Annotated in this window: 26 protein-coding genes, 1 tRNA gene and 1 pseudogene; 10 read left to right on the top strand and 18 right to left on the bottom strand. The window is 40.1% G+C overall.

Features of this window, described 5'->3' with window-relative positions; translation table 11 throughout:
- Positions 1–2: 2 nt before the first annotated feature.
- The 3 genes from C9889_RS01825 to C9889_RS01820 all read right to left on the bottom strand — a co-directional run bounded on the left by C9889_RS01825 (position 3) and on the right by C9889_RS01820 (position 2,939).
- Positions 3–2,225: a heavy metal translocating P-type ATPase gene (locus tag C9889_RS01825; protein WP_318531478.1), complete on the bottom strand. Its 2,223-nt coding sequence runs from the start codon at positions 2,223–2,225 to the stop codon at positions 3–5.
- Positions 2,226–2,326: 101 nt separating this feature from the next.
- Complete coding sequence (locus C9889_RS10995; RefSeq protein ID WP_318531477.1) at positions 2,327–2,758, bottom strand: heavy-metal-associated domain-containing protein; 432 nt, start codon at positions 2,756–2,758, stop codon at positions 2,327–2,329.
- Complete coding sequence (locus C9889_RS01820; RefSeq protein WP_072361047.1) at positions 2,739–2,939, bottom strand: heavy-metal-associated domain-containing protein; 201 nt, start codon at positions 2,937–2,939, stop codon at positions 2,739–2,741. The genes C9889_RS10995 and C9889_RS01820 overlap by 20 nt, the downstream gene beginning before the upstream one ends.
- Positions 2,940–3,022: 83 nt before the next feature.
- Between C9889_RS01820 and nadA the strand changes: the two genes are divergently transcribed.
- Positions 3,023–3,931 (top strand): quinolinate synthase NadA, encoded by a 909-nt coding sequence (gene nadA / locus C9889_RS01815; protein WP_129596732.1) that lies wholly within the window; start codon positions 3,023–3,025, stop codon positions 3,929–3,931.
- A gap of 25 nt (positions 3,932–3,956) precedes the next feature.
- On the opposite strand, the gene C9889_RS01810 is transcribed toward nadA, so the two are convergent.
- Positions 3,957–4,142, bottom strand: coding sequence for a glycine betaine ABC transporter substrate-binding protein (locus tag C9889_RS01810; protein ID WP_225419944.1), 186 nt, complete (start codon positions 4,140–4,142; stop codon positions 3,957–3,959).
- A 61-nt stretch (positions 4,143–4,203) separates the two neighbouring features.
- On the opposite strand from C9889_RS01810, the gene C9889_RS01805 reads away from it, so the two are divergent.
- Entirely contained in the window at positions 4,204–4,854 is a 651-nt protein-coding gene (locus C9889_RS01805) for a flavodoxin family protein (protein WP_129596730.1), read from the top strand.
- Between the two features lie 33 nt (positions 4,855–4,887).
- Here C9889_RS01805 and C9889_RS01800 read toward each other — a convergent pair whose 3' ends face one another.
- From C9889_RS01800 to C9889_RS01785, 5 genes are all read right to left on the bottom strand, one after another.
- Positions 4,888–6,111 carry a SufB/SufD family protein gene (locus C9889_RS01800; protein WP_129596729.1) on the bottom strand — a complete coding sequence of 408 codons (1,224 nt, stop codon included), beginning with the start codon at positions 6,109–6,111 and terminating at the stop codon, positions 4,888–4,890.
- Positions 6,090–6,833 (bottom strand): ABC transporter ATP-binding protein, encoded by a 744-nt coding sequence (locus tag C9889_RS01795; protein ID WP_129596727.1) that lies wholly within the window; start codon positions 6,831–6,833, stop codon positions 6,090–6,092. Before C9889_RS01795 ends, C9889_RS01800 begins: the two co-directional genes overlap by 22 nt.
- Positions 6,834–7,052: 219 nt before the next feature.
- Entirely contained in the window at positions 7,053–7,511 is a 459-nt protein-coding gene (locus C9889_RS10260) for an ATP-binding protein (RefSeq protein WP_225419943.1), read from the bottom strand.
- Complete coding sequence (locus C9889_RS10255; protein WP_225419942.1) at positions 7,492–8,274, bottom strand: ATP-grasp domain-containing protein; 783 nt, start codon at positions 8,272–8,274, stop codon at positions 7,492–7,494. The genes C9889_RS10260 and C9889_RS10255 overlap by 20 nt, the downstream gene beginning before the upstream one ends.
- A 70-nt stretch (positions 8,275–8,344) precedes the next feature.
- Positions 8,345–10,348 carry a CocE/NonD family hydrolase gene (locus tag C9889_RS01785; RefSeq protein ID WP_225419941.1) on the bottom strand — a complete coding sequence of 668 codons (2,004 nt, stop codon included), beginning with the start codon at positions 10,346–10,348 and terminating at the stop codon, positions 8,345–8,347.
- A 306-nt stretch (positions 10,349–10,654) separates the two neighbouring features.
- Between C9889_RS01785 and ppsA the strand changes: the two are divergent.
- A pseudogene (ppsA, locus tag C9889_RS01780) lies at positions 10,655–13,062 on the top strand (phosphoenolpyruvate synthase).
- Positions 13,063–13,132: 70 nt separating this feature from the next.
- On the opposite strand, the gene C9889_RS01775 reads toward ppsA, so the two are convergent.
- The 4 genes from C9889_RS01775 to C9889_RS01760 form a co-directional block, all read right to left on the bottom strand.
- Entirely contained in the window at positions 13,133–13,867 is a 735-nt protein-coding gene (locus C9889_RS01775) for a sensor histidine kinase (protein WP_129596725.1), read from the bottom strand.
- Positions 13,868–14,441: 574 nt separating this feature from the next.
- A tRNA-Gln gene (locus tag C9889_RS01770) sits at positions 14,442–14,514 on the bottom strand.
- 52 nt (positions 14,515–14,566) lie between these two features.
- Positions 14,567–14,968 (bottom strand): hypothetical protein, encoded by a 402-nt coding sequence (locus tag C9889_RS01765; RefSeq protein ID WP_129596723.1) that lies wholly within the window; start codon positions 14,966–14,968, stop codon positions 14,567–14,569.
- Positions 14,969–14,978: 10 nt separating this feature from the next.
- Positions 14,979–15,299 (bottom strand): DUF2551 domain-containing protein, encoded by a 321-nt coding sequence (locus C9889_RS01760; RefSeq protein ID WP_072361016.1) that lies wholly within the window; start codon positions 15,297–15,299, stop codon positions 14,979–14,981.
- A 103-nt stretch (positions 15,300–15,402) separates the two neighbouring features.
- Here C9889_RS01760 and C9889_RS01755 point away from each other — a divergent pair, with 103 nt between their 5' ends.
- A complete protein-coding gene (locus tag C9889_RS01755) occupies positions 15,403–15,897 on the top strand; it encodes a hypothetical protein (protein WP_129596721.1) in 495 nt (164 codons plus the stop codon).
- 1,314 nt (positions 15,898–17,211) lie between these two features.
- Here C9889_RS01755 and C9889_RS01750 read toward each other — a convergent pair.
- Positions 17,212–17,694, bottom strand: a complete 483-nt coding sequence (locus tag C9889_RS01750; RefSeq protein ID WP_129596719.1) for an Hsp20/alpha crystallin family protein — start codon at positions 17,692–17,694, stop codon at positions 17,212–17,214.
- A gap of 129 nt (positions 17,695–17,823) precedes the next feature.
- On the opposite strand from C9889_RS01750, the gene msrA reads away from it, so the two are divergent.
- The gene (gene msrA, locus C9889_RS01745) at positions 17,824–18,318 is read left to right on the top strand and encodes a peptide-methionine (S)-S-oxide reductase MsrA (RefSeq protein ID WP_225419940.1); all 495 of its coding nucleotides are present in this window, start codon (positions 17,824–17,826) and stop codon (positions 18,316–18,318) included.
- Between the two features lie 2 nt (positions 18,319–18,320).
- Entirely contained in the window at positions 18,321–18,836 is a 516-nt protein-coding gene (locus C9889_RS01740) for a DUF2115 domain-containing protein (RefSeq protein ID WP_164999250.1), read from the top strand.
- A gap of 7 nt (positions 18,837–18,843) precedes the next feature.
- Here C9889_RS01740 and C9889_RS01735 read toward each other — a convergent pair whose 3' ends face one another.
- Entirely contained in the window at positions 18,844–19,023 is a 180-nt protein-coding gene (locus tag C9889_RS01735; protein WP_072361001.1) for a hypothetical protein, read from the bottom strand.
- Between the two features lie 330 nt (positions 19,024–19,353).
- On the opposite strand from C9889_RS01735, the gene C9889_RS01730 reads away from it, so the two are divergent.
- Positions 19,354–19,632 (top strand): ACT domain-containing protein, encoded by a 279-nt coding sequence (locus tag C9889_RS01730; protein WP_129596715.1) that lies wholly within the window; start codon positions 19,354–19,356, stop codon positions 19,630–19,632.
- Positions 19,633–19,654: 22 nt separating this feature from the next.
- Positions 19,655–21,016 (top strand): PFL family protein, encoded by a 1,362-nt coding sequence (locus tag C9889_RS01725; protein WP_129596713.1) that lies wholly within the window; start codon positions 19,655–19,657, stop codon positions 21,014–21,016.
- Here C9889_RS01725 and C9889_RS01720 read toward each other — a convergent pair.
- Entirely contained in the window at positions 21,006–21,539 is a 534-nt protein-coding gene (locus C9889_RS01720) for a shikimate kinase (RefSeq protein ID WP_129596711.1), read from the bottom strand. The two genes, C9889_RS01725 and C9889_RS01720, sit on opposite strands and share 11 nt — an antisense overlap.
- 144 nt (positions 21,540–21,683) lie before the next feature.
- On the opposite strand from C9889_RS01720, the gene C9889_RS01715 reads away from it, so the two are divergent.
- Together C9889_RS01715 and C9889_RS01710 are read left to right on the top strand one after the other, a co-directional pair.
- Positions 21,684–21,905 (top strand): hypothetical protein, encoded by a 222-nt coding sequence (locus C9889_RS01715; protein ID WP_129596709.1) that lies wholly within the window; start codon positions 21,684–21,686, stop codon positions 21,903–21,905.
- A gap of 160 nt (positions 21,906–22,065) precedes the next feature.
- Positions 22,066–23,208: an MFS transporter gene (locus C9889_RS01710; RefSeq protein ID WP_225419939.1), complete on the top strand. Its 1,143-nt coding sequence runs from the start codon at positions 22,066–22,068 to the stop codon at positions 23,206–23,208.
- Positions 23,209–23,243: 35 nt separating this feature from the next.
- Here the strand turns inward: C9889_RS01710 and C9889_RS01705 are convergent, their stop codons facing one another.
- Positions 23,244–25,169, bottom strand: coding sequence for a hydantoinase/oxoprolinase family protein (locus C9889_RS01705; RefSeq protein ID WP_129596707.1), 1,926 nt, complete (start codon positions 25,167–25,169; stop codon positions 23,244–23,246).
- Positions 25,166–26,044 carry a cation diffusion facilitator family transporter gene (locus C9889_RS01700; RefSeq protein WP_129596705.1) on the bottom strand — a complete coding sequence of 293 codons (879 nt, stop codon included), beginning with the start codon at positions 26,042–26,044 and terminating at the stop codon, positions 25,166–25,168. Before C9889_RS01700 ends, C9889_RS01705 begins: the two co-directional genes overlap by 4 nt.
- Positions 26,045–26,052: the final 8 nt, after the last annotated feature.

Raw genomic sequence — 26,052 nt, 5'->3', positions numbered from 1 at the left:
AATTATTCCACCTTCTTTCTCTTCATCAACAGAGAATTTGTCATGACAGATACCGAACTCAGGGCCATGAATGCTGCCGCCATTGCCGGTGTAATGAGTGTTTGTCCAAATACTGGGAATAGCACACCTGCAGCGATTGGTATACCAAGTGTATTGTAACCAAAAGCCCAGAAAAGGTTTTGTTTGATCTTTTTCATTGTCAGTTCACTCAAATTCAGGGCCTTTAAAATATCCTTCACGTCATTCTTGATAAGGACGATATCCGCAGACTCGATGGCTACATCCACTCCTGCACCCATGGCAATTCCAACATCAGCCTGAGTAAGGGCAGGTGCATCGTTGATTCCGTCCCCAACCATTGCTACTCTTTTACCCTGGCTTTGCAGTTTTTCAATCTCCGCAGCCTTGTCTGCAGGTAGCACTTCTGCAAGGACCGTATCAATTCCTGCCTGTCTTGCAATTGCGTGTGCAGTTTTGCTGTTATCACCTGTTATCATGGCAACTTCAAGCCCATCTTTCTGCAGTCGGGATATTACCGATGGTACCTCCTCTTTCAATACATCGGCAACAGCCAAGACACCGGCAATTGTACCATCTAGGGCAACCATTATTGCTGTTTTTCCTTCATCTTCAAACTTATTCGAATAGCGGGATACATCTTCCACATCGATTCCTTTTTCTTCCATGAGACGTTTGGTGCCGATAATTACAGAATGGTCTTCCCATTCTCCTGCAACTCCTTTGCCGGATAATGATTCAAAACCGGATATATTTTTTAACTGGATTTTTCTGGATTTTGCTCCCTCTACCATCGCTTCAGCCAGTGGATGCTCGGAAAGTTTTTCAACCGAAGCTGCTGCCTGAAGCAGGTAGTTTTCTTCATAATTACCTGTTGTTGCAACATCTGTAAGGAAAGGTTTACCGATTGTCAGGGTACCGGTTTTATCAAACACGATCGTGTCTATTTTTGGAGTAGTCTCCAGACTTTCCCCATCCCGTATGAGGATTCCATTTTCAGCACCCATTCCGGTACCTACAATTATGGCAACCGGTGTAGCAAGCCCCAATGCACAGGGACACGAAATTACAAGCACAGTGATGGCAGCCAGAAGTGCAAAGAGGAAAGGACTGGCAACACCGGTAAGTTCAGCAACAATAAATGTTCCGTAGCCTATGAAAAACCAGAATACAAATGCCATCAGGGCAATAGACATCACAATGACAATAAAATATCCTGCTACAATATCTGCAAGGCGCTGAATGGGTGCCTTTGATGTCTGGGCCCTCTCCACCATTTTTATGATCTGTGACAGGGCGGTATCAGCACCGACCTTTGTAGCTTTGAACCTGAATGAGCCGGTCTTATTTATCGTTGCACCGATTACTGTATCTCCTGTGCTTTTTTCAACAGGGATGCTTTCTCCCGTGATCATGGATTCATCAACAGCAGAATCTCCTTCTATGACTTCACCGTCAACCGGTATCTTTTCCCCGGGTTTTATTACGATGACGTCCCCAGGTTTTACTTCTTCGACAGGAATATCTTTTTCTTCCCCATCCACGATTATCCGGGCAGTCTTTGCTCGCAGCCCCATAAGTTTACGTATTGCTTCTGAGGTCTTACCCCGGCTTTTAGCTTCTAAGTAACGTCCGAAAAGGATGAATGTAATAAGCATGGCAGCCGAATCGAAGTAGGTATGTTCATATCCCGCACCCAGATTCAGGAAGGCCGCTGCAGTGCTTGCAATAAAAGCGGCTCCGGTACCCGAGGCCACCAGTAAGTTCATGTCGGCAGATCCGTGCTGCAATCCCCTGAAGGCTCCGGTGAAAAACTGTCTGCCGGGAAAAATCAAAGTGAGGGTTGCCAGGGTGAATTGAACAATATTGTTGGCGAGTATGTCTGGCACATAAGGGTCAATCCTCAGCAGTCCCTGCATGGCACCAAGCGTCAGGGGCAATGTCAGAGCAAAGGCTATCAAAACGTTTTTTTGTTGTTCAATCCTTTCCTGTTCTTGTTTGTCTTTTAAATTATTTTGTGTATCTTTCGGTATTGAAGCGCCGTAACCTGCGTTTTCTATGACTTTGATAAGATCTTCCTGATTGATTATGGAACGATCGAAAATTATATCCGCTTTTTCCAGGGATAAGTTTACATTTGCTTCAAATACGCCGGGTTGGTTTTTAAGCGCCTTTTCGACATTGGATACACAGGAGGTGCAGCTCATCCCGGTAATATCCAGAGTCAGACGATCACTGCGAATTCCGTACCCCAGGGACTCGATCCGCTCACGTATGTCATTTAATTCCAGCTTATTAACATCATATGTTATAGAGGCTTTTCCGATGCAAAATTAACAGAGACTTCTCCAACTCCATCTACTTTTGCAAGGCCTGTTTCGATACGTTTGGCACAGGCAGTGCAGGACATACCTGAAATATTCAATGTCAGGGTCCTTTCAGTATCCCGGGTTGATATTTCTTCAATGTTTACAGGACAGGTTCCTTCACATGCATTTTCTTCCTGGCCTTTTACAGAATATCCGGCCTGGCTAATAGTCTCCTTCATGGTTTCAATACTGGTGGATGAAGGATCATAATTCACTTTAGCAATACCACTTTCAAGGTCCACCTCTACAGATTTCACTCCTTCAAGGCTTTCAAGCGCATCGTGGACACTTTTTGTGCAGTGTCCGCAACTCATACCGCTTACATGTAAATGAATCTCAGCCATGGTTGTATTATGCCTCGTAACCTGCATCCCTGACAGCTTTTTTAAGTTCTTCTATATTTATGTCAGGTTCATATTCCACGTGGACTTCGCCTTTTTCAAGGTCTACTTCAGCTCTGGATACAGAGGTAATATTTTGTAAAGCCTTCTCAACTGCCATCTTGCAATGCCCACATGCCATTCCTTTGACTTTAATATCTATCTTTTCCATAAAATATCACCTGTTTGGTTTCGTCCAACAATTTAATATATTTGCCTCACAAATATAGTTAACGCCGTGAAGTAGAGATTAAGATGATTTATATGGATCAAATAATTGCTAAAATCGAAGAACTGAAGACAAAAATGAATGCTGTTATTCTGGCCCATAATTACCAGCGATGCGAAATACAGCAACTGGCAGATTATACTGGTGATTCACTTGGACTGAGCCGTCAGGCAGTGGAACATGATTGTGATGTCATTGTCTTTTGCGGGGTGGATTTCATGGCGGAAAGTGCAGCCATCCTTTCCCCGGATAAGCAGGTACTACTGCCTGCAAAGGATGCTCATTGTCCCATGGCAGCAATGGTTGATGTGCCAACCCTCAGAAAAGCAAAAGCAAACAACCCCGATGCTGCAGTTGTATGTTATGTTAATTCCTCAGCGGCTGTAAAGGCAGAAAGCGATATATGTTGTACTTCTTCAAATGCTGTCAATGTGGTAAATTCCCTTGAAGAAGATAAAGTAATATTTGTGCCGGATAAGAACCTGGCACATTATGTGTCCCTTCACACAGAAAAACAGATTATTTCCTGGGAAGGTTATTGTCCGGTTCATCATCAGATAATGCCGGAAGAAATTATACTGGCAAAGCAGGAGCACCCGGATGCTGAATTCCTGGCTCATCCGGAATGCAGGCCTGAAGTTGTTGAAATGGCAGATGCCGTACTCAGTACCTCGGGAATTATTGAAAGGGCGGGCAAACCAGATGTAAACGAGTTTATTATCGGGACGGAAAATGGTATTCTTTGCAGGCTCAAGGAGCAACATCCTGATAAAACGTTCTATTTTGCGTCTGCCTTTGCCTCATGTGCAAACATGAAAATGGTTACGCCTTCCATTTTGCTGGATTCAATGGAAAAAATGCAATATGAAGTGACTGTAGAAGAAAGTCTAAGGGAAAAGGCAAAAAAAGCCCTTGATCGGATGCTTGAAATTTAATCTGTATTTTTATACTTAAAGGGCATCAGGCGTTTTTCAAGGGCTGTGAATCCCAGTCATTAAGTGGAGGCTTTTTCAGAATTTGGCTATAAGCAGTGCCAGTATACTCCACATAAGTATTTATTTCTCCTTTTTTAAGGGCTTCATAATTTACAAAAGTTCCTCCAAGGCCTTCTCTCACCTCTACATCATATCCGGCATCATCAAGCATATTTTAGACTCATTTCATTTTAGGAAAAGGTTATATGTCACAATTGACCAACATATTCATTATGTCATTGAAAGCGCTCTTTTTAAACTGTACACTGAAGAAGTCACCTGAAGTATCGCATACAAGAGCCCTTATTGATAAAGCAGTTGAACTGTTTCAGGATCTTGATGTAGATAGTGAGGTAGTACGCATTGTAGACCACAACATAGCTTTTGGGGTTTCCTCGGATGAAGGAGGCGATGATGAGTGGCCACAGATTCTTGAAAAAATAAAAGCCTGTGATATACTTGTAATAGGATCTCCCATATGGTTTGGAGTAAGATCTGCAGTGGCACAGATGGTACTGGAAAGACTGGATGGAGCTTATGCAGATGCTGACCCCGAAACAGGGCAATATCCACTTTATGGCAAGGTAGCCGGAGTTATTGTGACGGGGAATGAGGATGGAGCACACAATGTTTCTGCAAATACACTTTTCAATCTGACCCATCTTGGTTGTACAATTCCACCGAATGCTGATTGTTACTGGGTGGGTGATGCAGGTCCGGGTCCAAGCTATATTGATGCAGGAGGGGACAGGCACCTCTACACAAACAGGACCGTCAGGTATATGGTAAACAATCTTGCTTATATGGCAAAACTTCTGAGGGACAATCCCATCCCTACAAAACTCAAGGAACTGGATGAAGCTGCAAAAAAGGTAAGTGACTGATCTGAAAATAGAGAATATGTGATGCCTATTGCATCACATTGCACTTTTGCCAATCTGTGCGATTGTTTCATCAATATCTTTCTGGAGCTCATCCGGGATTCCGGATATACCTACGTCAAGGAAACCACGCACGATCATTCCTACAGCCTCTTCTTCAGAAAGACCACGCGCCATAAGGTATTCTACCTGTTCCCTTGCAATCCTGCCAACAGCTGCTTCGTGTGTCAGTTCAATATCATCCACGTTTGCTTCAAGGATGGGGATTGCCCTCTGTGTTCCCTTATTGCTCAGGACAAGTCCGTGGCATTCTAAATGACCCTTTGACTGGACTTCATTCCCTATCATTTCTCCTCTTGCAATAACAGTCCCACCGGTTGTGATCGTTCTGGAGATAAGCTCTGCTTTTGTGTTGGGTGCATCAAATATAACACGACTACCAAGATCCAATTCAGAACCTGGATGTGCCACAGCAATGGTATTAAACCTGGCAAAAGCTCCCTTGCCTGTAAGGCGAGCTGTCGGATAGCTCTGAATGGATTTTACCGCTTTGAGCGTAATATAATTGTTAATGAAGGTAGCACCTTCTTCCAGGTGAATTACTGTCCTGGGACGTACACCAATTTGTTCAGCCCAATTATGGATCATGGTGAAATTTAGAGTACCTCCCTTCTTAACATACATTTCCGAAATGCCCAGATGCATAGCTTTGTCCACATCGCTACTTGTAGAGCAACCAGTAATTACATCCAATCTGGCATTTTCTTCTACGATTACAATGTTATGGACTGTCTGAGAGACGTCTTTTGAACCCATTAGCAGACAGGTTTGTATGGGTAATTTTGTTTTAACTCCCTTAGGAGCTCTTATAAAATAACCATTGGCGTTTTCCAGATAGCTGGTCGCAGTGTATTTATCTGCATCCACAGGCACCAAATTCCAGGAATAATCTTTCAACCAATCATGTTTTTGCATTGCAAAGTGAAGAGGCATCAATTCAATTTCTTTATCGGAAACTGAAGAATGGGATATGGCATTATCAACCATTACAAGGCTGCCACCTCTTCCTTCCCCGCTGGGAATAACTCCTACATTGAGCAGAGTTCTCTGGGATTTTTCATCGAGTTCTTTCAGGTCATCAGTGTATTTAGTTTCTTTTGGAGCAATCGAATACTCATCCAGATCAAATCTCTCTCCGTATGCAGCCTCCTTTCGTAGTGCTGCTTTAGCCCTTTTTTTCAGGCTTTCTTCATTTTGCATGTAATACACTCCTCATAACCGTTTTCTTTGATTTCCTGAAGCATCTCCCTTGGATTACCCTCGCACATTATTGTTCCGTTGCAGAGGACATAAGCACGATCTGCTTCTATGTAATCCAGAATCTTACCTGTATGTGTAATGATTAAAGCTGATTTGCCATGGCCTTTACGGTCACCCGGGCAGGTTGAATCACCATGGACCAGATCATTTATTGTGCTTCCGATAACGTCAATACTCATAAGGTCTACACCTGACTCGGGCTCATCAAACAAATAGATACATGGACTTTGTGCAGCAAGTTGCAATAATTCGGATCTTTTTATTTCCCCGCCTGAAAATCCCACGTTGATATCTCTTTCCATGAATCTCATCATATCAAGGGATTCAGCCATCTGCTCCATGTCTTTGTCCCCTGCTATCAGTTTTAAGAGATTTTTCAGTTTGACACCAGTCATGTTCGGGGGGCGCTGGGTCATAATTCCGATGCCTCTTGTTGCCCTTTCATCAATAGACATATGGGTTATGTCCTCGCCTCTGAATAATATCTGCCCGCTCACTATCTTGTAACCACTAAATCCCATCAATGTCATCAAAAGAGCAGATTTTCCTGCACCATTTGGCCCCAGAATGATATTCGTATAACCCTTTTCCACTTTGAAGTTGACATCTTTTAGCAGCTCTTTTCCACCAACCTCAACAGTAAGGTCCTTTACTTCTAACATGTAATCCTCCGCTTATTATTCATAATAACTATTTCAGCTAGATGATGCTCTAAGTATTTACATTATCCTGATGCTTAAAAAGTTATTTGTTATGGCTGGATTGGGAGCTTAAACAGAATACAATGCCCCGTCTCTCAGGATTGTTTTCCACACCAACAGTTCCGTCGTGTATCAATCCCTGCTTCCTGGTTTACTAATAAGTATGTATTTTTAAAATTATTAGAAATCCTTCTTTATACTGAAAGTTATCATTTCAATAACCCTGTCATATTTATCCACAAGTTCAGACCGCTTATCTGCTCCTATGAAAATATCTGCAAGTTCATAGCTATAACTGTCCTGCAACTCCATTTTTGCTAGTTGCTGTCCCTCTTTAACCAGTACTTTGACTATTGTACCCGGCATTTCATTCATAACAGACTCAATTTCTTCATCTGACGGAACTGCAACCACTTTACCGGAATCAAATGTCCTGAGCATGAATTTTGCTGCATACCGGAATTTACCCTTATTACCCAGAGGTTTTGGTTTTTCGCCAAGGGCAAGTTGTAGCATGATTTGATGATGTGAAACACCATGGATCTTTTCAAAAAGGTCAGCATGGGACTGGGATATCCTTGTGTTTATTTCCAGTAAATATACCTGTTTATGAAATGGGTCATAAAAAAAATTCGGCATTGAAAGCCGAGTTATCAAGTCCAATGGATTTTATGAAACGTTTGCAAACTTTCATCATTTTTTTCTGGACCCATTTTGGTAATGATGAAGGATATTCATAACGTGAGAATGAAGAAAAATGCTGGTCCCTGACAGAATCCACAACACCATAAACCTTTACTTTTCCATTGTACACATAGCCTTCCAGAGTACATTGCCTTCCGTAAAGAGGTGTTTCTGCTATACAGCTCTCTTTCATTTGAGTTATATCTGCAGGAAGATTCTGGTCCTGTAAAAGTTGCATAAATGGTTTGTGAATAAAATCAATACTTTCACGTATTTCTTCCAGTGTTGCTTCGAATTGTCCGCGGTTTTCTATTTCGAAAGCAAGAAATGAACGGAATGACCTGAAAGGCTTTATCCAGAAAGGAAAAGGCATATTTATAGAATCAAATATATCTTCATCAAAAGGATCAAAGGCATAGAATGCCGGTATGTGTTTTGAGATTACTTTTTGTTGCTCTAGGCGGCTCCAGTACTTGTGTTCACATTTAAGGACACTTTCAAAACTGGGGCCCGGTAAGCCCATTCTTGATGCCAGAATTGGAACCATGTCCTGTGCCGGGAAATCAAAATAGGTAATTACACCGGCTGGTCCACCTTCAACAGCCCTCATTCTGTTTTCAGCAACTGATAATAGTTTATCCACATCAAATTTATCCACATGTCGCATCTCATCAATGTCAATAGCTGAATGGAATACACATCCTTCGGCGGCCGGCACTTTTTTCAAGTTTTTCCAGGTTGAAGGAATCCATTCCTACAACAAAAATATTTTTCTTCATTTATCTTCCTCACATCATATCACGCGGGATTAAATCATCCCAACTTTTGCTAAAAATTCGTGTATCGTCCTCATATGCATCAAGGATTGCCCGAATTTGAAATTGAGTCGGTGTGGATGTAAGTACTGTTCTTGTCAGGGTTTTAATCTTCCAATTTCCACGCGCCAGACTTCTTGTACTTTCCACTTCTCCTCTAACTGTATTGTAATTGTTATTCAAATAAGAATAAACTTCAGTTGTTTTTTTCCAGATTTCCAGATTGATATCATCCAGCCGTAAGAATGCATCATTATTGATAATCTGTTGTTTCACTTCATTTGTTGCAAGATTATGTTGAACTGTCCATTCTCTCTTTGCAGGCTCCAGAAGTGTGGAGTGAATTGGTTCTGATAAGACCGGTTCTCCTATATCTGATAATTTATCATCTTCTTTATTTTTTGGTCTTACAGGTAGTATGAGTTTACCCTTGCTCTTTATAGTCAAAGCTGCAGGTTCAGGACTTGGCCACGCAAACGGCCAGTACGAAGTTGAAAGCGACAGGCGTATTTTATTGCCCGCGGGGAATTTTTGTGCCACATAATTCATTTTTATACAAATCTTATACGTATTTCCAACTTCGAGCACAGCAGGATTTTCATTACCATCCCTGTGTGCAAGGTTAAGAAGTCCATAAGTAACTCTTGTTGAGGTTCCTTCCCGGCATACGTCGTTTAGGCGCAGGGCAATCATAGCTATGGGCTGATCTGACTCTAATTCAAGTTCTAATTCCGGAGATCCAAGTATTTCAATATCTTCCTCTAATTCAGGTGTGTCAAAAACAAGGGCTCCTCCATCTTCTTCGCTCTGGTCATGAGGAAGGTCGGTTGACTCTGAATAGGAGTACCATTTACCTGCAAAAAGTCCGACACTTAAGGGACTTCTGATCCTCATATCTTCATTTTTGATTTCATCTTCTTCAAGATGTATCCGACCTTGCGATAAGCAAAATTCTTGATTTTCAATTGTGGTAGAAGGCCAGTTGTTTTCTGCTATCCATCTGCCAGGTGAACTTGAAATGAGGGGGGAGACACTATCCTGCATCCAGAGGCGTAACATGGGTTCTTCATCTACTCCATTATCGATCTTTTTAAGCCATCTATCCCACCAGCGTGTGGCTTCTCTTAAAAAGTCAATTCCGATCCCCTCTCCCCCGAAATTAGGATATTTATGACCCCATCCTCCGACAAGGGCCTTGCGTGGGACCTGCAGGTTTTCCATGAGCCTGAATACAGTGTTGGAATATCCGTCCGCCCACCCACTTACTGCAAAAACAGGGCAGGAAATCGCTTCATAATTTTCTGCCACTGAAGCATGTTTCCAGTATTCATCTCTTCTCTGGTGCTGAAGCCATTTCTTAAGCCACAGACCGCTTCCTTCCAGTCTGTCCAGCCACATCTCTTTCCATTTATCTCCTACAATAGCAGGGTCTGGTGGGAGAGAGTTATAGGAAAACATTGTCGAGGCCCATGAAAGGTTGTCCGTTAACATGCAACCTCCCATGTAATGAACATCATCTGCATAACGGTCATCGGATGATGAAACTGTAATTATCGCTTTTAGATGGGGTGTATCCTTTGCCGCTATCTGAAGGGCATTGAAACCACCCCAGGAAATACCTATCATTCCTACATTGCCAGTGCACCAGGGTTGCGAGGCGATCCATTCGATGATCTCGGCACCATCATTGAGTTCCTGAGGCAGGTATTCATCTTCCAGTACCCCATCTGAATCCCCGCTGCCACGCATGTCCACTCTTATAGCAGCGTAACCATTTTGGGCAAAATATCTATGTATTTTAGAATCACGAATCGCTTTGAAATCACGTTTCCTGTAAGGAATATATTCAAGAACAGCAGGTACGGGTTTTTCCTCCACACCTTCTGGTAACCATATTTTGGCTGCAAGTTTGCACCCGTCAGGCATGGTTATCCATTCATTTTCAATTTCCCTGAATGTAGTATTACTGTCGTACACCTTTTCTCTCCTCTTGATGTATAGTTGGCTAGCCGCCGGGATAACTCAATGAAAAATACTTTGTAGGATTAATTCCTTCCAATCGGAAACACGTCATAATGAACAGTTTTACCTGCGGTTAACCAGAATGAAATTAATTTGGCTAACACCAGACAATTCAACCCCATAATTCCCGTATATCATTCTATGTTGATGGCTATTAAAAGTATCGCAGTTTGTCTATCTATAGATTTTTAGTACCACAGGAACACATAATACTTCCCGGAATCATATAACCAACTAATTCAAAATAGTAGTGGGGTTACAATGAGCGATAACAAATACATACGATGGTTTGAAGAGATTACGATTGATGATGTGTCCCTGGTGGGAGGGAAAAATGCATCGTTGGGTGAAATGTACAGGGAGCTTACGGATAAGGACATCCGTATTCCTAACGGTTTTGCTATTACTGCTGAGGCCTACTGGCATGTTCTGGACTCAGCAGGTGTGCTGGAAGACCTGCAAAGAATTCTGGCTGAATTGGACACGAAGAATCTCAGCAACCTTGCTGATATAGGCAAAAAGGCACGGCACACAATTCTGGATGCACCTATTCCTGAAGACTTATGGAATGAAATTAAAACTGCATACGACAAACTGTGTGAACAGTATGGTGCAGATACCGATGTTGCAGTACGCAGTTCAGCCACTGCTGAAGACCTGCCGAATGCATCTTTTGCAGGCCAGCAGGAAACTTATCTCAACATCCATGGCTACCATGCCCTGAATGATGCATGCAGCCGCTGTTTTGCCTCTTTGTTCACCGACCGGGCCATTTCCTACAGGATAAATAACAAATTCGACCATTTTGATGTGGGTCTGTCGATTGGCATAATGAAAATGGTGCGTTCTGACCTTGCATCAAGCGGAGTGATGTTCACCATCGATACAGAAACTGGCTTTGAGGATGTAGTCTTTATCACCGGATCATACGGGTTAGGTGAGAATATCGTACAGGGACTGGTAAATCCGGATGAGTTCTACGTATTCAAGCGACCCTTGAAGAAGGCTATAAGCCCATTATCCGCAAAAAGGTCGGCAGCAAAGAGATTAAGATGATCTATGGCCGGGGCGATTCCAGAGTACTTACGCGTAATGTGGATGTCCCTGAAAGTGACAGGAAAGGCTTCTGCATCAACAATGAGGAGGTACTGCAGCTTGCCAGATATGCTGTCACGATTGAAAAACACTATTCCGGGAAATCTAACAAGGCAATGCCTATGGATATAGAATGGGCAAAGGATGGTGATACAGGAAAATTGTTCATCGTTCAGGCGAGACCGGAGACAGTACAATCCCAGAAACGGAAGGATGTGCTTGAAACCGATTACATGGATGAAAAAGGCAAGGTGCTTGTCACAGGCAGAAGTATTGGATCAAGGATATCCTCGGGCAGGGTGCATGTTATCAAAGATGTCTCTGGTTTGTCTTCCTTCAAACCCGGGGAAATCCTGGTGGCAGATACGACCACTCCGGATTGGGAACCTGTGATGAAAAATGCGGCAGCTATTATTACCAACAAAGGAGGCAGGACCTGTCATGCAGCTATTGTCAGTCGTGAACTTGATATTCCCGCGGTTGTGGGGGCGGATGACAGCACAGAAATCCTCGAAACGGGTAGTCAAGTTACAGTAAGCTGTGCTGAAGGGGACACAGGCAGGATCTATGAAGGCCAACTTGCATTCCATAAGGAAACCACAGAGCTGGAAGATGTCAGCAAGACCCAAACAGAAATAATGATGAATCTGGGAAATCCTGAAGAGGCTTTTGCACTGTCCCGGGTACCCAATGATGGAATCGGGCTGGCCCGACTTGAGTTTATCGTAAACAGTTATATAGGTATTCATCCGATGGCGCTGGTTCATACGGAAAAAGTCAAAGATCAGGATGCGGTCAATCAGATTGAAAAATTGACACAGGGTTATCCGGATAAAGGGGAGTACTTTGTGGAAAGGCTTGCCGAAGGTGTCGCGACAATCACAGCTGCATTCTACCCAAAACCTGTAGTTGTACGTATGAGCGATTTCAAATCCAATGAATATGCAACCCTGCTGGGTGGAGAAGATTTTGAGGTAAAGGAAAATAATCCCATGCTTGGTTTCAGGGGAGCTTCGCGTTATTATGATGAAAGGTACAGGGAAGGATTTGCCCTTGAATGCAAAGCGATGAAAAAGGTTAGGGATGAAATGGGGCTTACCAACCTTATTCTGATGATTCCTTTCTGCAGACGTGTGGAGGAAGCTCGCAAAGTTATCGAAGAAATGGGAAAACACGGCCTTAAAAGGGGTGAAAACGATCTGCAGGTATATGTGATGTGTGAAATTCCCAGTAATGTACTCCTGATCGATGCGTTTAGTAAATACTTCGATGGTTTTTCGATCGGGTCCAATGATCTAACACAACTCACACTCGGTGTTGATAGGGATTCTGAGATTCTGGCTTCAACCTTTGATGAGAGGGATGAAGCCGTAAAAAAGATTGTATCTATGGCAATAAAAGGTGCAAAACGAAACAATAAGCATAGTGGGATCTGTGGTCAGGCGCCAAGTGATTTCCCGGAATTTGCTGAATTCCTTGTGCAGGAGGGCATTGATTCAATTTCCTTGAATCCGGATTCGATACTGAGGATATATCTCAAGGTGATGGAAACCGAGAAAAGTATTGTTAAATGAAAACATTTCAGCAACCTTTTCCAGGGTTGCTATCATTACTTTTTTAGGTCAGATATGATTTTTCCTGTATTCAGAAGTGTATCGTAAAAGTAGTACCATCAGATGTGTTCAGGTCTATTGTGCCATCTATCTGGGCAACAAGATTTGTTACAAGTTGAAGACCAAGGGATTCTGCATTTTTGAAATCTATTTCTTTGGGAAAGTCACCACTGTCATGCACAATTAGGCTATAATCACTATTTTCCTTGGCGAAATGAATTTCGATTACACCATCCTGTCCTTCATTAAAAGCATGTTGCAGGGCATTGGAAACCAGCTCATTGATTATGATTCCAAGGGGTACGGCCCTGTCCATCTCAAGATGGACTTTATCCACATTGACTTTTACAATTACTTTGTTAGTATCAAGATCATAGGAATGAATAAGATATTCCATAAGCTCATTAACATAATCCAAAAAGTCGAGGGTTTTGCAGTCGCTTGATTGGTATAACTTTTCGTGTATAAGGGCTATAGAACGCACCCTGTTTTCACTTTGTTTGAAAGCTTCGACTACTTTATTGGGATTATAATTTGTCGATTCAAGATACAGCAATCCGGAGACCACCTGCAGATTGTTCTTTATTCTGTGGTGAATCTCTTTTGTCCTCATATCTTCAAATTCACGGAGGGACCTTTCGGCACGTTCCCGTTCAGCAATTTCCTTCTGTAGTTGCTGGTTGGCAAGGGTTAGTTCAGAAGTGCGTTTTTCTACGATTTCTTCCAGGTTCTTGCGGTAGTTGCTGAGTTCTTTTTCTACACGCATCAGTTCGATGGTATCTCCTATCCTTTCCGCCAGAGCATCAATAAGCTTGCGCTCTTCCCTGAGGAAAGGACCCTCATATGCATGTGGCTTTTTTTTTCAAGATAAAAAACTTCGAGGCAACCTGCATTTTTGTTTTCAACGATTAATGGGGCGGCCTGTTTCCACTGGCTTTCCTGAAAATGCGGGCTTGTAAATGTATTTTCTTTCAGGGCAAGCCTTGAGCAAGCTATGTATGGGTATTGCCAGGCAGAAGGGATGAAGTCCACTATTTCCTGTAAAATTGTGTCCAGATTGCGTCCCCTTTCGACAATTCTGGATATCTGGTAGAGACAGTCTAGTTCCTTGATCCGCTCTTCCAGATCATGTGTCCGCTTTCTTAATGCAGCTTCGACACATTTTGTATTCGGGTTATCCTCCGTATTCTTGATGTTATTGCCTCCAACACATCGTATATTGGAGATTACTTACATATCACTAATAGCTCAGTATCACTTGTATATATTTATATGTTATACTTAAGATCAGTCATATACCAATAAATAAAATACTTAGAAAATCAGCAAAAAGAAATTAGTAGCCCGGCACGGATTCGAACCGAGGTTGCAGGATCCAGAGTCCCACATGATTGACCACTACACTACCGGGCTGCTACGAAAACGTATCCTACATTGGATATTTAGTATATAAAATTATCGGGATTTATAATTCATCCGGGTCTTTATTTAATATAGCAGTAGACCACCAGTTGGCCATATCTATAAGATCTTTACTGAACTGGCTAGATAAATGGTATTCCTTATTCTTATTAGAAATGAGTCCCGCGCCAAGTAATTTGTTGCGCATTGAATAGAAAGATGCTCTTCCAACGTCCAGCTCTTTCATTATTGATTCCCATTCACTTGTTTTAACTGCATTGCCACTCTTTTGGCGTTCTTCGATTATAGTCAGAAATTGCTGTCCGCGCCGTGCAGTAGCATCTTCCTGAAAAAGCCTGCGCATAAGGCTATAATAAGGATCCCTGGAGTGGGTAATCCGAGATCCCGAATCAGAACGTATGATTAGAGTTGTGGATGTACGTGGAGCATCCTTTATTGATACCATGAATAATCATTCATGTGGATGGTTTTTCTCGCGCGGTAATGGCATTCTGTATCAAGTCTACATACTCTTCTTTTAGTGAGTATGTTGTAGGTGTCTTGTATGACTCCTTATGGGATCTCAGAATACCCAACTTTGAATGTATATAACCAACCATAGAGGCCACTACACTTCTGGATGCGTCGAACTGCTTGTTGATCTTTTCGTGAAGATCATCAACCGTAAACTGTTTTACGTTGAGAAGAATAGATAGTATATGGGTACGCAGTCCGCTCACGTCAAGTTCTACGAACTTTTTGAGACGGTTTTTTATTTTAGATCTAATAGCTTTCATAGAATTACCCCTATCTATGTATTAATTCATATATATACAATCAAACTATTTATATGTTTGTAAAGTAATGTTGTTTCTGTAACCTTAATAGAGGTCTAATATAATGAAAGTTTCTTTTGATAAATCAACCTTGCGCTATTCACTGCCAAATAAGCTATTGTGCATAGATGATAATCGGTTAATTCCTCCTTTTGAAGAAGAGGAAAATGAAATGGGTGTATGCAGTGAATGTGAAGGTCCGTTGTATTCCTTCACTTATCACAATTTTCAGGATTATACGGCAGTAGTATGTCGCTGTGGTAATTGCTCTCTTCTAAGGATGATTCTTTTTGATCCTGCATGGGAATGGGTTGGGGAGTACCCGGTGTCAATTATCGATGACACCTCACAAAACAGTGTTAATATAATTGAAAGTAAATCTATATCGGATATTGAAAACATTGCAGCAGTAAAACTGGAAACTGTTTTTTCGCCCAGGGAAATTGAAGCTATGATTCAAAAGTCAAAAGGTGAAAACTATGTTCGCCAGTATCTCTATAATGCAAGGAAAAAATATTCGCTGTTCAATGAATTGTTTGATTATTGTCTGGAGATTTAAATCTCACTTTTTGCTACCTCTTTCTTTACAAAATATTCTTTTTTTAATATAAATATTAAATTTATGCTTACGGGGGGTTGGTCCACATTAAAATATTTTTACCTTCTGTTAATAAAAAATTAGGTTAATTTTATAATATGTAATATAACTTAATTACTAAAACACCGCTAATTTAAGTAATAGTTTATAATTACATTATCCTATTTTGAACAAAGTGTACTTGCTAATTTTGTTATACATTAATAAAATAAAATTAATATGTCTTTTTTGATTATATGTTAATTTAATTGGAATGTATGTGTTGTAAAGTGAGTTATAACTTAGTGAAGTTTGGCATATAAAATGCTGTATAGGTGGTTTCGAGTATATTACATATGATATAAGAATAAATTATTGTTTTTTGATAAATATGCGTTTCTTCTATTTTTTTGTGCACTAAATGGGGCGGTAGTGGACTATACATGCTGTATTCTTATAGTAGTTGTAATAATTGTGCTGACTGAATCTATGCTTTATACCAGGTTTACAAAATCATTCACACATATTGTATGAATAGGGGGTAAATCTAGGTGTAGGCGGATAATTTAGTTTTAATGATCTTCTTTTTAATAAGGGATTGCGTGGATGGTTATTTTTGTGGCGTGCTTGGTGGAAAATATGCCTATGCTTTATATGGTATTTTTTATTCATTAGGTGTAGGGGTATTGGCTCAATTGTGTATGTATAAGCATACAATTATAATATTCATTTACTTTCTTATGTCTCACTTTTCATGATTGGCCCTTATATACTGCATTTTTAAATGAGAATTACAGGCTTTGTTTGTATTGCTGTGCGAAAATACATAATATTATATGTTTTTCTTAACATGTGTTTTCTGTAGTATATAATTTAGTATAATAAAATACCTTTAATATATACTTTATAGTATATATGTTTTACATTATATTTTTAAAAACATATATTGCTACAAGAATATTCAATAATATACTCTATTAAGTATGACTTAGCAATTTACTAATTAAAAAATAATTTTAATAAATAATCAATAAAAAAAAGAAAGTTACAAGCCTTGCTGAGGAAAATTTTGTCCGCTCATGCCGGGTATTTGTGTGCACGGATTTTTGTTTTTTCTCTAATTCCCTTTATAACTGCAAGAAAAAGTGAGGAATCCTCCAGAAGAACAATAAATTCCTTTCCCATCGCAAGAGGATACTTTTAAGTGACCGGGGTAGTATGGCCATTTTTATTGACTGGCTTTGAGTCGGCTCCTGCAGCATAAAGACAACAGAAGAAATAAAGTTAAAATAAAAATCAATTCAAAGTGGAAGCCACTCTTCGTTTATACCTAATATCCATTACTCCATGGCTGCAACTGATTGACTCACTATCTGGATCAACACTTGCAGGCAGAGCTACGTGTTGTATCTCAGTGCGTCCAGCGTCCGGGAAATGCACGGCAATGTCTACTTCATTGTGGCGTGAAGAAATTGACACAAGGTCTTCGTCAACTTTAATGTCAACTGTCACGTAAACCTCCTCGTCAGTCTTAAATGTTTCAACCAGGGGAGTTTGATCTTTTACAAAAACATCCTCTGGTGCATCATCTGCTGGTGGTGATTGTTCATTGAATTGATCATTATTCATAGGGTTATGAGCAATGGAAAACCCATATACGAAGGGTTGATTGTCATTACCTTCCTTCATCTTTTCAAAAACATACTGAAGAAGGTCTTCGATGTCTTCGAAAGAATTATTTTCGTCTCTATTGTTGTCATCTTTTTTGCGATCATTCATGTTCTCTACCTCCCCGTTGTAGTAAAAAAAGATTGTTCGAATATATGCGAACATAGTATATAAACCAATCCCTAGAACGATTGAATAATTATATCTGGCAGAAAACCAATAAGATTATGGGGATTATAAATGAGTTTGAAATCTATGGAAAAAGCTACATTTGCTGCCGGATGCTTCTGGGGAATAGAGGCAGCATTTAGGGAAGTTGAAGGCGTTATTAGCACAAGGGTTGGTTACACGGGAGGGAGTACACCCAATCCCTCATATAAGGAAGTTTGTACCGGGCGTACAGGCCACGCTGAAGCTGTTGAGATTACTTATGATCCACAAATTATAAATTATGAAGAAATGCTGGAGATTTTCTGGAATATTCATGATCCTACAACATCTAATCGGCAGGGGCCTGATATTGGAACACAATATCGCTCCGCTATATTTTATCATGACAAAAAACAAAAGGAAATTGCTCTGAGTTGCCTTCATAAGTTACAGGAATCAGGGAAATTCAAGACTATAGTTACAGAAATCGAGCCTGCTTCTGAATTTTATCCTGCAGAAGATTATAATCAGCAATATTTCGAAAAAATGGGGATATGTAGTTCCGGAAAATGTGGCTGGAAATAAGTATGATCTGCGACCATTTAGACAATGAACAAGAATTAATCATCAATCTAAAGAAGAAGGCAAACCGGTTTACTCCTTCAGATTTTATGAAAATAAGATCCCTGATGTTGCAAAGTACTGAAACCCTCCCTCCAAAATACAGGCAGATATATGGCGAGGAGTTATTCAGGCATCTTTATGAAACCATAGAGGAGATAAAAAGATACAATGCAACCCCTCAACTCTCAACTTTTGACAGGGAAGATTGCCTGGAACTAATTCAGCGTATTGATTTAATGCAGGAAGAAGATAATGAAAAAAACAGGTTGTTCGCAGATCTGGCCAAATTAACTTCAATATATCTCATATTTGTTGCGGGCAAGCCCCTCCATCCTTTAAACATGGAATTCCCGGGAGGTCGCAAAATTGCAAAAAAGGATAATGAATATTATTGCCCCGCGAAAAACAAACAAAAAGATGTGGAAATTGCATTATGCAAATTTTGCATATGCAGAGATATGGATGAAATGGGAGAGTGAAGATCACTCAGATATTTGCTTCATCAACAAGCCTTTTGAAGAAAGCATCAGAAGCTCCCTGTCCGTCCAGAGGTCCACAGAACTTGATTAATTCCCAACCTTCGTTGCCCATTTCATTTAATTCGTCTTTTGTTTTACTCCAGTCATCAGTTCTTATTGGTTTTATATCATATTCCCAGCAAGGCATGTATTAATCACCTTTTTATCTTGTAGCTGAAAGTTGCAACTGCATCATATATAACACTTATTAAAAATTATTTTTTACAATTAAACAAGTAAACTTTATTATAGTTGCTTATATCGAATAGATTCCTTTTGGAAATTAAACCTTTTTGACTATTAAGTTCTTTTAGTTTTGTATCCTATTCAATCCAAATATTATTTTACTTTTAGTTTCTTTGAATTTATACATTTATTATTTCGCCATGTAACTTGAAACATTATTAGATATTGATGCATTATTAAATATGATGAAATCGTAGTTCCACCGTATTCTACATATCGAGGAGAACTGATTATGACATCCACACGTTTTGTTATCACTGTAATTGGAATAGATAAAGTTGGAATGGTAGCACATATAACAAATGTACTGGCCCAATTCGAGGTGAACATTGTGGATATAAGCCAGACTATAATGGAAGATTTGTTCACCATGATAATGCTGACAGAGACAAAAAAAAAGGGATTTGACATTGATGCATTCCAGAATGCAATAAATGCTGCTGGAGATGAACTTGGTGTTGAGATCCAGGTACAGAAAGACGATGTATTCCGTTTCATGCACCGTATCTGAATTCCCAAAAGAGGTGGTATAAATGTTCATTCATCCTGAAGAAATAATGGAAACCATTCATATGATTTCCAGTAGGAACCTTGACATACGAACTGTTACAATGGGAATCAACCTGCGAGATTGTGCTCATCCTGATATTGAGACTTTCAATGACAATGTTTATGAAAAAATGACACGTTGCGCCAATAAACTGGGTGATGTTGCAGACGAAGTCGAACAAATGTATGGCATACCCATAATCAATAAACGTATATCAGTTACACCAATTGCCACAATTGCTGAAACTTTCACACAGGAAGAGATAGTTTCCATTGCAAAGACTCTTGACAGAGCAGCCAATGAGATTGGAGTTGATTTCATAGGTGGTTTCACCGCTCTTGTCCATAAAGGAATGACAGCTGGTGACAGAAGACTTATTAATGCAATCCCTGAGGCTCTTGCAGTTACGGAAAAGGTTTGTTCTTCTGTTAATGTAGCAACTACGAAAGCCGGCATAAACATGAATGCTGTGAAGCTTATGGGAAAAGTGATTAAAGAAACTGCAGACCTTACCAGGGACAGGGAAGGTATTGGCTGTGCTAAACTCGTAGTTTTTGCAAATGCCCCGGAAGATAATCCTTTTATGGCTGGTGCTTTTCACGGAGTCGGCGAGGCTGATTGCGTCATAAATGTGGGTGTTAGCGGTCCTGGTGTTGTAAATTCTGCTATAAGGGACCTGGATAATCCTGACCTTGGAGAAATTGCTGAGTGTATAAAGAAAACCGCCTTTAAAATCACAAGAATGGGAGAGATGACCGGCAGGGAAGTGTCCCGCAGACTGGAAGCTGATTTTGGAGTGGTGGACCTCTCACTTGCACCCACACCTGAAATTGGTGATAGTGTTGCAGCCATCCTTGAGGCAATGGGATTGGAAAGCTGTGGCACCCACGGAACCACAGCTGCTCTTGCATTGTTGAATGATGCGGTAAAGAAAGGCGGTGCAATGGCATCATCTTCTGTAGGCGGATTAAGTGGGGCTTTTATACCTGTAAGTGAGGATGCAGGAATGATAGAAGCCGTGAAACGTGGTTCACTGAAACTGGATAAGCTCGAAGCAATGACATCTGTATGTTCGGTGGGATTGGATATGATTGCAGTTCCCGGAGACACTTCATCCTCTACGATTTCGGCAATTATGGCCGATGAAATGGCTATAGGAATGATAAACAGAAAAACAACAGCAGTGCGCATCATTCCTGCACCGGGCAAAAAGACGGGAGATATGGTCGAGTATGGAGGATTGCTTGGAAGCTGTCCTGTCATGCCTGTTCACAATTTCAGTTCGGAAGATTTTGTCAAAAAGGCAGGGCGTATTCCGGCACCAATACAGGCACTCACAAACTGAAAGGGCCAAAAGTGGAATTATAGAGTTTTTTACTCTTTTCCACAATATCGTCTACAATTTTCTTTTTGTTTGCCATTCCATTGATGTCAACAACAATATCTGCATATTGCCGGTACAATTGCCACCTTTCCAAATACAATTTCTTAATTCCTTTATCCCACAAGCCCACAAGCCCTCTTTTCCAGGGATGGGATATTCTTTTTCTTATATTGGGGAAGGTATCATCAAGCAGTATAATTAAAGATTTTTCAGAAAGGATTTTCATTGCAACTTCTGAGTAGATTGCACTACCACCTGTAGCAATCACCATATTGTCCTTTAAATCCAAATTTAATATGGCATCTTCTTCAACTTTAATAAAAGCTGAATCTCCTTTTTCGTCAAGATAATCCTGTAAAGGTCCACCTATTCTTTGCTTGATAAGGTCATCCACATCAACAAAGTTATAGCCTAAATGGGAGGCAAGGAGTTTACCAATAGTGCTTTTTCCGACACCGGCCATTCCAATTAGGGCAATGATCATAAATATCACTTGGTTTTATTCAGGGATAAATGCAATGCTTACAAATTAATGAATATTTACTAATTAAAATTTTTAATTCATCGGTTAGGTATATACGTTATAGTATCATAATTATTTTCGGGTCTATTCTAGGGAGGTTTCAATATGAGTGAACTAAGCAAAGAGACTGTAGTTTCGGAAATGATGGAAACAAATGAAAAAAACCCGGTTGGTCACGCTTTAAAGATGCTGACAGACTTCAGTGTGGAAACAAAGAGAGGAACCGTAAACGGCAAAGCGGGAGATTATATCATCAAACGTAATAACGGGACCGTTTATGTACTTAAATCTTCGATGTTCTTCCGAAAATACCGAGTCCTGCGTTGACAAAGGGTTTGTTAATCTAACTTTTTTCGAACACATTCTGGCCATTTTGGATATTCACTTTTCTGAGGATTTCTATTTGTTATAATATTTTCAGATAGCAATAGCAACTGTTATTAATATACTCCTCCATTGTGCAGTCAGTTCAACAGGCGGTAGATGGATGGAAAAGGGTAGATTACTTGTTTATTTATCTATATTTACTATAATGGGATTGTCCAATGCAGTGATACCTATTCTCCCTGAACTTGCAGGTTTTGGATCCGGGAATCATGCCGTCGAACTATCAAGTTTTCTTTTTTCTGCCTACTTTATAGGAGCTTTGCTTACGATGCTGCCCTTTGGAATACTGGCAGAAAGATATGGCTTTATGAGATTTGTGACAATCAGCCTGATGTTAACCTTTTTTTCAGGAGCTATAATGCTTTATACCAATGATATTCACCTGCTGATCCTTGCAAGATTGATGGAAGGGACTGCTTGTGGTGCATTTTTCCCTGCGGCATTTTCTTATCTTGGCTCATTCAGCAAGAGAAAACAGTATATGGGAGAATTTAATTTTCTACTAAATGCAGGACTTGCTGCAGGTGTTGCTTTAAGCGGTCTTTTGGCTACCATGGGCTTAAAGTATGGTATCATGGTTTTTACAATTATATCTTTCTTGACCCTTATTGCAGGGATGGGATACCTGTACAGAAATGGCCGGGATAAAGAAAAATTGCAGTCTCCAATTATTGCTGAAATCCGGCAAAAGATCTCCACAACCTCAGGATTTCTGGTAGACAAATCTTATACGGGTATCTGGATAATAGTTTTTGTACTGATAGGTACCAATGGTGTATTACTTGCTTTGTATCCTGATTACAGTACAGGCATGCTTTCCAAAGCCGAACTGGGAATTGCCATTGCTGTAAGCTATATCAGCACAATGGTATCTTCCATTTGGATATCACATACATCCATGGAATCAAAGAAAATGATCAATATGGGTATTGTGGTAGCAGCTTCAGGAACCCTGGTGACCATATGGTTGCCCTTTGTAGGATTTGCGTTATTGGGATGCGGTTCGGGACTTGCGATGGTCGGATTACCAACACTGCTGGCATCCATGAGTAAGAACAAAGGTATCACAATGGGCCTCTACAGCACATATACTTATGGAGGTCTTGCAATAATGCCTATATTTGCAGGAGCCCTGTCGGGATTTGTAGGACTGGAAATAATATTTGCGATTTTTGCAATTCTCCTTTTCCTGACCCTTTTTGTTAATTATAAAATGAGGTCAAATAAAACTTATATAAGTTAAAAGGATATTTCTCCCATTGATACGACATTCTAAAATTAAAGAGGGGATGTACCTATTCCCATAATTGTCAATTGTGTTTCCATAGGAGGATGTTTCCACCCTTCAGGAATTACTTTCTTTTCCTTTATATTGAAAGATATCTGATCTTTTTTGATACCACAACTTTTCATATATTCAAACAGTACATTTTTGCCGTTATCTATGGAATAATCATAGGCTTGCGTGTAAGTTTGGAAACTCTTTCTTCCATTTTGGGAAAAAACAAGGAAATCCTGGTCGGGTTCGGATAAGGATGCAGGCCTTATAAGGTATTCAAGCCTTTTGATTCCTTTACCATATAGAGCTCCAATTGCATTTCCTACATCTGCATGGTCGGGGAGAATGATGTCAGCGTCCACAATTTTCCCAAGTGATTTTACATAGGGGGCTACAGGGCCACCAATAAGAACTACAGGTGATTTCATTTTAAAAGTAGCAGGATAATTACCAGTTAGGGTTTCCATTATACTCTCTTTTTCGATATTTGGGAGGGCGAAGCATATCAGGTCATATGCCATATTGAGAGCAAATTTTTCTTTCAGTGTTTCACATATTTCAAATTTGCTGCTAAAAGCAAATCTTGCAAGGATGTCAGCCCCGATAGATGCGGCTTCCACATTCCATTGTTCATAATCTCCCAGTACATGTAATACATCTGTAGGAGTAAAACCTATAACCCTTATGAATCGTTTGCTTATAAGTAAGTCCAGCATATTTGATGAAATGTGGCTCCTGGTGAGGGATGTCAGTTCCCTGTAAGACATCGGTTCGCTACCAAGTACATCAAGTATTTTTCTTTCGGTGTCTGTTAACTCATGTTTGCCATAGCCATTTTTAACGAAAAATCTGGCTGGTTGGATATTTTCATCAAAAAGATCCCTTTGTGGATTAGAAGCATTTTTTAATTTCGATATGAATCCCGGGTACATTTCTGCTGCAACACACAGAGGAATTAAGCGCCTGGGTCCTATGAAAAGTTCTCCTTTACGCGTCCAGATTCCACTATCCCCTCCCATTGCCGAGGTTTCCATATGAATTGCACGTACTCTGGTTTTCCATCCTCCTACAATTCCGCCGGACTCACTTAGTTCAGGGACCCCTTTTGAAATGGATGAAATATCGGTACTTGTACCCCCGACATCTATTGTGACACAGGTATGCCTCCCACTTAAATGAGAAGCTCCGATAAGACTTGCAGCCGGTCCTGAAAATACGGTTTCTATAGGTTTTTTGAGTGCATCCTCGATACCTGTTACAGACCCATCACATTTAAGCATCAAGAGTCTGGCACTTATCCCTCTTCTTCTGATGTCTTTGATTATAGTTTCAATAAATTGCTTTATTACAGGAATAAGCCGTGCATTCAGTGTAGCTGTTACAGCTCTTTCATAGGCCCCTATATCCTGAGAGAGTTCATGACCACAAACAACTGGCATATCAACAATTGTTTGAATCAATTCTCTTGTTTTTATTTCGTGATCAGGATTACGGATGCTGAAATGTGATGAAATTGCAAATGCAGATACTTTATCCTTTACATCCTTGACAAAGGACTCGATGGACTTAACGTCAAGTTCTTGCATTTCCAGGCCTTTGTGATCATGGCTACCTTTTGCATGAAATATATGCTGAGAAGGAAAACCTTCACTTTCGCTTCCGTGTTCCCCAATAAGTATAAGTGCTACGGGATATCCGGTATTTTCAAGGACCGTGTTTGTGGCAAGGGTTGTAGAGACAGAAACGACTGCAATATCTTTAAGATATTGAAAATCAAGTCCATCTATTGAATTTTCGATGCCTTCAAGTAAGTCAGGATATGTTGTAAGTGCTTTGTTTGAACTGACTACTTTTCCTGAATTGTTTTCAATGATGACTACGTCAGTATAAGTTCCACCGGCATCTATGCCCAGGCTATATTTCATATAAAGTCTCCCTTCTTTTTTCCAGGTTCAATATGTATGGTAACATCCCTGACTGATGAATAACTTGCTTTTAAGGACGATTCTATTTGTTCAACGATTGGTTTGGTCTGGATGATCTTTATTTTTGGATCCATACATACATGTAGATCAACATAAAGATCGGAATCTGTTCCATGTGCCCTTACATTGTGACATTCACTGGCCCCATCGATTGAGTTTACAAGATTGCATATTTGCTTTTCATCCAGGGTAAATGTATCACTCAAAAAACTGCTACTTTCCCAGATTACAGAAAGGAGTTCTTTTATCAAAAATGAAAAGAAAAAGATTGAAAGGACAATATCCAGGAAAAAATATCCATGTTCAATACCCACCAGACCTATTAATGTAATAATGGTTAAACCCACTTCTTTTTTGATATTGTTTGAATTATTATATTTCTTTTCATCCTGCAAGGAGAAGTGAACTTTTTTCATGGAATAAATTAACAGAAGATAAAATGTGACAGAAAGCAGGACTATAATGTATCCGGACATATCAATAGACGGAACTTTCTGATCACTATATCTGGCTATAAATGAATGGCCTACCAAAAACAACGAAATTATTCCAATTCCAAGAGCTATCAAAAACTGACCCATTTTTGCATATTTGGAATAACCATAAGGGTGCAGGGAATTGGGTGAAAGGGAAGTAACATAAAAACTACCGGCAATAAACACGATTGAAAATCCTCTCAGCAGTGAATAATATCCACTGGTTTCGAGGTAGATTATATTATAAAAATATCCATATAATATCTTTGGTATGGAAATAAAAAATATCAGGAAAACAAATATGAAAAAATATTTTTCCAACAAGGTTTTCCTGTACATTTCTGCTC

This window comes from Methanohalophilus profundi (genome assembly GCF_004137855.1).
Classification (GTDB): Archaea; Halobacteriota; Methanosarcinia; order Methanosarcinales; family Methanosarcinaceae; genus Methanohalophilus; species Methanohalophilus profundi.
This window is presented reverse-complemented; position numbering and strand designations above follow the sequence as displayed.